The 8,127-nt window shown below is 69.9% G+C and carries 6 protein-coding genes and 1 pseudogene; 2 read left to right on the top strand and 5 right to left on the bottom strand.

The window, feature by feature from the left end; genetic code table 11:
* Together A4V12_RS17120 and A4V12_RS17115 are read left to right on the top strand one after the other, a co-directional pair.
* Positions 1-438, top strand: a 438-nt coding sequence (locus A4V12_RS17120) for a SpoIIE family protein phosphatase (protein ID WP_159028877.1), incomplete at its 5' end; no start/stop codon positions are given.
* Positions 435-803 (top strand): STAS domain-containing protein, encoded by a 369-nt coding sequence (locus A4V12_RS17115; protein WP_064070228.1) that lies wholly within the window; start codon positions 435-437, stop codon positions 801-803. The genes A4V12_RS17120 and A4V12_RS17115, both read left to right, overlap by 4 nt.
* Positions 804-1,030: 227 nt before the next feature.
* On the opposite strand, the pseudogene A4V12_RS17110 reads toward A4V12_RS17115, so the two are convergent.
* The 5 genes and pseudogenes from A4V12_RS17110 to A4V12_RS17090 form a co-directional block, all read right to left on the bottom strand.
* A pseudogene (locus tag A4V12_RS17110) lies at positions 1,031-1,548 on the bottom strand (pyridoxamine 5'-phosphate oxidase family protein).
* Positions 1,549-2,444: 896 nt separating this feature from the next.
* The gene (locus tag A4V12_RS17105; RefSeq protein ID WP_234372205.1) at positions 2,445-2,795 is read right to left on the bottom strand and encodes a hypothetical protein; all 351 of its coding nucleotides are present in this window, start codon (positions 2,793-2,795) and stop codon (positions 2,445-2,447) included.
* Positions 2,785-6,399: a hypothetical protein gene (locus tag A4V12_RS38745; RefSeq protein WP_234372204.1), complete on the bottom strand. Its 3,615-nt coding sequence runs from the start codon at positions 6,397-6,399 to the stop codon at positions 2,785-2,787. Before A4V12_RS38745 ends, A4V12_RS17105 begins: the two co-directional genes overlap by 11 nt.
* A 701-nt stretch (positions 6,400-7,100) precedes the next feature.
* Positions 7,101-7,580 (bottom strand): hypothetical protein, encoded by a 480-nt coding sequence (locus tag A4V12_RS17095; RefSeq protein ID WP_234372203.1) that lies wholly within the window; start codon positions 7,578-7,580, stop codon positions 7,101-7,103.
* Between the two features lie 168 nt (positions 7,581-7,748).
* Positions 7,749-7,946 (bottom strand): hypothetical protein, encoded by a 198-nt coding sequence (locus tag A4V12_RS17090; RefSeq protein WP_064070226.1) that lies wholly within the window; start codon positions 7,944-7,946, stop codon positions 7,749-7,751.
* Between the last annotated feature and the right edge of the window lie 181 nt (positions 7,947-8,127).

Genomic DNA, 8,127 nt, shown 5'->3' with positions numbered 1-8,127 from the left:
CCCGCCTACCACCTCAGCCCCACCGAGACCGGCAATGTACGGGTCGAGGCGGTCCGCGCCAAGGGCGGCATGCTGGTCGGCGCGTTCCCCGAAGCCGCCTTCGCCTCACGCACCCTGCACCTGGCACCCGGCCAGGGACTGCTGCTCTACACCGACGGCCTGACCGAGGCACGCACCGCCGATGGCCACATGCTCGCCGACAGCGGTCTGGCGAACTTCCTGGCCCAGCGACCGGCCCCGGTCGCTGCCGGCGCCCTGATCGACGACACCGTCGCACTCCTGGACACCCTCCCCGACACCGAACGCGACGACGTGGCGCTGCTGGCCCTGTCCGTCCCCACCCTCGATGCCGCTCCCACCGGCATCACCACCACCGCCCACAGCGCCGCCGCCCCGACCGCCGACGCCTCCGTCGGGCAGGAGAACCGACGCCCATGACCGACGCACTCCACATCGACGTCCCGCACACCGACGGCACCCTGGCCGTGATCGCACTGGCCGGTGAATTCGACATCACCACCGCACCCGCCGTGCGAGCCCGCGCCCTGGAACTCATCGCCGACGGGCACCCAGACCTGGTCGCTGACCTGGCGGGCGTCACCTTCTGCGACTCCTCCGGGCTGGGTGCCCTCGTCGGCATCTGGCGCTGCGCCAAGGACGCCGACGGCTCGCTGACCCTGGCGGCCATACCCGACCGGCTGAGCCGCCTGCTCAGCGTCACCGGGATGGACACCTTCCTGCCCACCTTTCCCAGCGCCGACGCCGCGCTTGCCGCACGCCAAAGCAACCGCACCACCGCCTAAACCTCTCGCTCGCCACAGCGGCGCCGACAGCTGGCACCGAGGTCAGACCGCTACGCGCCCTCGTCCGCCCGCGTCTTCAGCCAGCCGACGACCGTCTGCCGGGTGGTGCCGTGCTCGCCACGGCCTCGGGACATACCGCACCCGTGAACCTTGCCGCAGCGCAGATGACACGACTCACACCGTCGACCGGCCCGCACCCATGGAGGCTGTCGTCGACGGGCCCGGCGTCACCTGTCGGTGAGCTTGTCGAGGTCGGGGGCGTAGACGGTCATCCAGTGCGGGTTCAGCCGGTAGTAGACGACCTCGCGGTTCCAGTCGAAGGCGTCGTCGCCGTAGAAGTCCTTCAGGTAGGCGAGGAGTTCCTGCCAGTCGGCCGTGGTCTCGGCGCCCTCGGGATTCAGCTCCTCCACCGTGCCGTGGGTGAACACGCCGAGGTTCTCGCCGCGCATGTGGGCGACGCTGGCGGCCGGACGGGCCGCGAGATGACGGGCCTTGGCAGCGCTGCGTGCCGTGCCGAAGTGCCACCGGCCGTGCAGGAAGTGCCCGTCGGCGCCGCTGATCCGCGGTTCGCCCTTGCGGTCACCGTGGAGAGGGCGAGCGTGCACATGCCGGTGAGGACCCCGGTGAGCTGCGCCGCCGTGATGGTGCGGCCCTCGACGATCGAGCGGAGGTGTGCGGTCGAGCGGGAGAGGGAGGAGTCGAGGAGGGACTGGAGCTTGTCGAGTTCTTCTGGGGTTTCGCGCATATGTCCATCGTCGGCCGTAAACCCGACACCCTCTGTCGTCATTGATGAAGCAGCGCTGAGGTGCTCCGTTCGGTCGGGTCCCCCCATCTTGCAGGGGACCCGACCGCTTTCCCGGCACCGCGATCCTCTCCGACGGGGTCCGCTCGTTCGACAAACCCTCATCACCAGCACCTTCCAAGCCGAAGTCGAAGGCCGCGAAGAAGGAGGGGGTGCGCAAGCAGCGGAAGCGACTCCGGGAACCGCCAAGCGCCGCCTCGCCGCCGCGAACTCGCGTCGGCCTCGCTCCCGGCAGAGCAGGATCGGCAACGCCACCGCGACGCCCGCGCCCTGTCCCGAGTGCGGCACTCAGGCGCCTGGCTGTGGTGACGATGCCGGGCATCGTCCACTGAGTGGAGCCACGATATTCTGCATCCAGTGGCGATGTACGACGTCGGTGGAGCCCACTTAGTGGCCTCCGCCGAGTGGGCTCCACTCAGTGGGCTCCACCGAGTGGGCTCCACTCCGGTGCGCCAGACGACGATGGACTCTACCGTGGTGCGCACCGAGATGGTGCGCCACCGCACCTGGCGCGCCGCACCACCCGACGATGCCCGGCACCCTCGCGCGCCGCTGCGCCGCATCCGATGCTCCGCACTGCGCCGGTGCGCCCGCCGCCGCCCCCATGTCCGGGTACGGTCGGACGCGCGTGACCCCTTTGTCCGGCTCTGCTACACCCCCTTGTCCAGCTCTGCTACCGCGACGTTTTCCCTTGACATCGGCCGTTTCGGCTCGCGATCAGGTCGCGGTCAAGGGGGTGTGATAGAGGAGCCCGCCCGGCCGTGGCGCGCCCGGGACGGGCCGGGGCCCCCGGCGGAAGGGGCTCCTTCCGCCGGGGGCCGCGGTGGGCGGCTGCCCGGTCAGTCGTCCTCGTCGTCGGCAAGGCGCGGCAGCACATTGGTGTCCATACCGTACTCGCCGAAGAGGTCCACCAGGGCCCTGGTCATGGCCTCCAGGCCACCTACGCGGACGATCACGAGGTCGGGGATCTGGAGGTACAAGCCGCCGGCGCACTCGCCGGTGGTGGACCAACGGTCCATCACCTCGGCGATCTTCCGGGGAGTCATGAAGCTCGCACTCCACCTCTTGCCGTCGTGGGACCGGATGATCGCGTCGACGTCCTCGACGGTGTCGGCATCGTCGTCCAGACCCAGCACGTACGTCACGGAGAAGTCGGCCGCCTCCACGGTTACCAGGGGTTCATGAGCCATAGACCTTCAGTAGCTCCTTGATGACGTTCGGCTCGTTGTCCTTGCCGGACTTGCCGATGATTTCGTATCCGCCATTGACCTCACGGAAGAAGAGTCGTGCGCCCTTCTGACCTCGAAGGTAGCGGATGCCGTGCGGCAGCGCCTTGGATCCCTTGCCTGGCTGGTCGTTGCCCTCCAATAGCTTGTTGATCAGGGCGTTCATCTCACGCTGCACGTCCTGGTTCTTGGTGGCTTCCTCGGCCAGTTTGGAGAGCTTGCTGCCCTTGCCGAGCGCCGAGGTCACGCAGACCTTGGGCTTGTCGCCGGAGGCGGCGGCGGTCCGGGCTGACGGTGCGGCGGCGAGTGAGCCGGCCTTGGTGGTCGTGCCCAGGGACGCGGCCCGCTGGGCGGCGCCTTCCACGATCGGAACGAGGCACGCGACCGCGCTCTGGCCTTTCTTGACCCGGTCAAGGACCGTACGGAGCCGGTCCAGGGTGTCCTGCGCCTTGTCCAGGCCTTCCCAGAACGTGTGGATGCCGCTGCTGACCCGGTAGATCGCCTTGGCGACGGCCGGGATCTTGGTGACGGCCGCGCCGACGAGGATGACGTTGACCAGCGTCCACAGGCAGCTCTCGACGTCGCGCTGCGTGAAGCACTTCTTGGCGTCGGTGTAGCCCAGCTCGTCCAGGAGGATCTGGCCGCCGTTGGCGATCACCCAGTCGATGACGTCCATGGCCAGGAGCTGCTTGGCCTTGCGGAACTCCTCCACGCAGGACTGCCCGCAGTGGGCGAGGAGCAGGGCTTCCTCGTCCTGGGTGAGTTCCGGCCCGGTGTCGGGCTTGGGAGCGTCCAGGGCGGCCTTGCGTTCCTCCTCCTGTCTCTTGCGGAACTCCTCCTCGGCGCGGTCGGCCGCCTCGTCGGCCGCCTTGGCGTCCTGATTGGCGTTGGACGCGGACTTCTCGGCGGCGACGGCGTCCTGCTCCGCCCGCGTGGCCGCCGTGTCGGCGGCGCCGGCGTCGTGGGTGGCGGCGTCGGCGGAGGCACGGGCGTTCGCGGCGCTTTTCTCGGCCTCGGTGGCCTCGTTGTTCGCCGCGGCGGCCTCGCTCGACGCGTCGCGGGCGGCGCTGTCGGCGTGGAACCAGTCCGTGCCCGCCTGGGCGACGTACTCCTTGGTCTTGGCGTCGGCCTTCTTGGCCGCCTCGGCCGCCTTGGCTGCCTCGGCCGCCGAAGCCCGGGCCGCGGCCATGGACTTCAGCGCGGCCGCCGCGTCGGCGGCTGCGGCAGCGGCCGCCTGCGCGGCGAGCTTGGCGTCACCCGCGGCCTTGTCGGCCAGGGCCTTGGCGGCGGCAGCGGCCTTGGCCGCCTCGTCGGCCTTGGCGGTGGCGGCGGCGGCCTGCTGCTCGGACAGCGACAGGGCGGTCTGGCCGATCAGGACCGCGAAGGCGGCTGCGGAGTCCGACTCGCGGTACGGGGTGCCCATCGCGATGGCGGTGTTGGCGGGCTTGATCACCTCGGTCGCCGAGTCGCGGGCCGCGGTGGCCGCCTGGCCGGCCGCGTACGCGTGTCCGGCGGTGATGGCCGCCCATGCCCCGGCCTTGGCGGCCTCGGCGCGGGCCGCGTCGGCCTCCTGGCTCGCCTTCAGGGCGGCGGCCTGGGCCTTCTTGGCCTCCTGCTCGGCCTTGGCGGCGTTCACCGACGCGGCCTCGGAGGCGTCGATGGCCTCGGCGGCCGCGGCGTGCGCCACCGCGCCCGCGGCGACGGCCGTCTGGTAGGCGGACCATGCCTTGTCGGCGGCCGCGCGGGAGCGCTGCGCCGCGGCATCGGAACGGGTGGCGGCGGCGCGGGCGTTCTGCGCCGCGGTGCTCGCCTCGCCGGCGGCGGCGTGCGCCCGGGTGGCCGCGGAGGCCGCGTCGTTGGCGGCGGCTCGGGCGGCGGTTGCCGCCTCCCGGGTCTCGCCCGCGGCGCTGGTACCGACGGCCGCGGCGGCGGCCGACTCCAGGGCGGCGGCTCGGGCGGCGGTGGCGTTCTTGTTGCGCTCCGCCTCCTCGGCCTTCTCACGCGCCGCGGCGGCCCTGCCCTCGGCGAGGAGCGCCACGGTGAGCTGCTCGTCGGCCGTCTTCGCGGCGCCCTCCGCCTGAGTGCGGGCGTGCCCGGCCGTCTCACGCTCGTTGGCCGCGCGCTGCTCGGCCGCCTGGGCCTTGGCACGCTCGGTGGCCGCGGTCTGCCGCTCCTTCGCGGCGAGGACCTTCTCCTGCTCGGCCTTCACACGCTGCGCATTGGCAGTCGACGCCGCGACGCGCGCCGTCTCCTGGGCCTTCTCGGCGGTCGCCTGGGCGTTCTTCGCCTTGGTGGCGTTGGCGGCGGCCTCCTTGGCCTGGGTGGTGGCAGCGGTGGCTGCGGCCTTCGCCTGCGCAGCGGCCTCCAGTGCTGCGGTCTTGCGGAACTCCGTCTGCAGAGCGTGCGACTGAGTCTTGGCGAGCGCCAGTAGCGCTTTGCTGTCGGCCACGGTCGCCTTCGCGGCATTCGACGCGGTCAGGGTGGCCTTCGCGGCGGCCTCGGCGGCCGCTGCGGAAGCCTTGGCGACCTGCACGGATTGTTGGGCGAACAGCAGGCCGCGGCCCCGCGGGGTCTTCGCCGCGTCGGCGATGGTCCAGGCGGTGTTCTGCGCCGTGTTCGCCTTGTCGGCGGCGGCTTTAGCGGCCGCCGAGGCGCTGGCGGCAAGTTTGGCCTGGTCAGCGGCGCGTGTGCGGGCGGCTGTGAGGTCCTTGGTCGCTTGGGTGAAGACGGCGGGCTTGGGACGAGTGGTCGCCGTCTGCCCCGCCCAGTACTTCTGCCACTTGAGGATCTGGTCGGCGAGCCATGCCTGGCCGAGCGACTCGATCATGGCGTCAGTGGCCTTGCGGACCTCATTGGCCGCGGCGACTTCTGCGTTGATGATGTCGGCCCGCGGTTTGGCCTGGGCGGCGTACTCCGCTTCCCACTCCATGTGCGCGGTCACGACCATGGGCGACATTACGCGGTAGAAGTCATCAGGGTTGCGGCTGTCGCACGAACCCCAGGCCACCTTGAGTGCCTCGACCTCCATCCGGAACTCGGCGGAGTTCTCGGCGGGAGTCTGCGCGAGGAAGCCGCCGTGCCGCAGCAAGCGTGCAATGTCGCTCGCTGTCACGCTCCGGTAGTGAGGGCTCGTCGCATCCTCGAGCATGTGCTTGATGAGCGCGTCATTGTGGATGTCCTTGCCCTTGATCTCATCTGCGACCGCCTTTGCCCGGTCCAGTGAGGTCTTGGACGCCATGGCATGGCCATCCGTACCGATCTTTGACCACAGGTCACGCTGTGAACTGAGGGTGAAGGCGGCGATGTCACTTCCGAATTGCGGGGGGTCCTTTTCGACGCTTCCCCAGCCCGTTTGCCAATACGTCTGGTTGGCCGCCTCCCAGCGCAACCGACGCTCGGTGGTCACGGTCGGGGAGCTTTCGGGGTAGTCGCGGTCCTTCACCATCGCCTGGCTCAGTGGCCACATGGTGCCGACGGGGTCGGTGGCGACGGCCAGCTCTTCCGGCGGGCCGGTGAGCGCCTTGGCAGCGACCTTCTTGAGCTCCGGACCACCCACGTGCAGAGCCACACCGGCCGAGCAGCGGTCGAGGCGGGCCTGTTCGCCGAGGCTAATTGGCCGGTAAGGGGGCTCGTGGTCCGGTGGTACCTCCACGGCGGACACGGGAACGGCATGGACGAGGCCGACGAGAACGGTGGAGGCGGTGGTCAGGGCCGTGCCCGCAAGGCTGCGCCTCAGGCCGGCGCGTATCGCGCGCCGTCTGCCTCGGAGAAGGGTGGATCTTCGCACGTGCTTACCTGTCTAGAGAGCTGAGCTGGGTCAGCCCGGAAGAAGAGCGCGCGAAGGCGCGCTGGTGCACGGTGCAGGTGTGTATCCCCCGAAGTGCTGGTCAGGCACGGGCTCCCCCTGCCCCCTTCCCCCAGGGCACCCTGAGGCTGTCACGATCACATTGCCGCCGAAAGTGGATATTCAGCCGCAGCCGACTGGTTACAACCGGGTCGCCTGCAGGCAAGGGGCAGGCGACCGACTTGTACGGACGCTCCTCATCGACTTCGTGGCCGGCGGGCAGCAACGTATCTGGTGGAGCCGATGGAGCTGGTGGGCGCGGGTTGGTCAGATTGCGGGGGCCGTCATCTCGGCCCCCTTGTCTGGCGTGGTTGGCTCGACCGTGAACCCGGCCTCCGCGCTGCTTCCCCCGCGGAGATGCCGTCTGCCGTCCCTGCTGGCATCTTCTGGCTTAACTTCTGTCTGCGCGGTGAGGCACCGTTGGTTCAGTGGTGGGCAGCGCAGTCATCTGCTGCCAGGTGCAGGTGATGGAGGGTTTCCAGTTCGGTGGTGGGGAAGGCGTGCAGCTGCCACTGCTGGAGGTAGCCGTCCTCGCCGTGGGTTCGCCGCACCTTCTCGGCAGCCATCAGGACCGCATGTGCCAGGGATGTGCGAGGACGTGTGGACGTCCACACGAGGGCGCCCTTCCCGTCCGGTGCGTCAAAGCTGGTCGACATGTCCGGGAAGCGACGGATCGTGATGTGCACGTCGTTGTTTCGGCGACGAAGAATCCACCGCGCCTCTGCCGGTTCAAGGTCGAACGAGAACCGTTGGATGCCAGGGGGACCGTAGAGGCCCGTCACGCCTTTCAACAAGTCGGCGAGCGCGTTTGTGCCGTAGCTGACGATGTCCCGATGCTTCGTCGAGCCGTCCCAGATCCTGCACGTCGCCCAGCCGGAGCCGCTCAGCTCCCAGCCGAAGTGCAAGGACCTCGTCACTGAATCCCCCCGATCGTTTGCGGACAACGTTACAGCGGTGCTGAAGACGTGGGACGTCCTGGTACGCCACTCATCCGTGCGTATCCGCCAGTCCGTCGCAGAAGTGGTCCCGGCCGGCCCGCCGCAGCGTCGTGCGCAGCATTCGCACGGCCTGGGTCAGCTGCCGTAGCGCTCGTTCATCAGGTCGTTCCACTTCTGCGCGTTGACCGGGTCGTTGGCGCAGCTGGTGCAGTGGGGCAGGTAGTCGGACCGGGTGGGGTACGGCACGTTCGAGCGGACGATGACGGTCGGGCGCAGCGTGAGCGGGCGGCGGCACAGCGGGCAGAGGTCTCCGTGGAGCAGTTCGTTCTTCATACGGCGAACTGTGCACACGTCGGCGGCTTACCGTCTCGGGCTGAGCAGACGGACCGCCTGGCGGGCGGCGCGGTAGAGATCTGGTGATGGCCTCCCGCCAGGCGGGAAGGACCCCGGATCGCGCTTCTGTGCAGGTCAGCGCCGGGGTTCTATGGGCCGGTGATCAGCATGTCGCCAGTTC

The sequence above is a fragment of the Streptomyces noursei genome (assembly GCF_001646665.1).
Lineage (GTDB): Bacteria > Actinomycetota > Actinomycetes > Streptomycetales > Streptomycetaceae > Streptomyces > Streptomyces lavendulocolor.
This window is presented reverse-complemented; position numbering and strand designations above follow the sequence as displayed.

Bases quoted from the DNA above. Each gene is read 5' to 3' on its own strand.
- A4V12_RS17115 (WP_064070228.1), top strand. From the start codon at position 435: ATGACCGACGCACTCCACATCGACGTCCCGCACACCGACGGCACCCTG.
- A4V12_RS17105 (WP_234372205.1), bottom strand. From the start codon at position 2,795: ATGGCTCATGAACCCCTGGTAACCGTGGAGGCGGCCGACTTCTCCGTG.
- A4V12_RS17090 (WP_064070226.1), bottom strand. From the start codon at position 7,946: ATGAAGAACGAACTGCTCCACGGAGACCTCTGCCCGCTGTGCCGCCGC.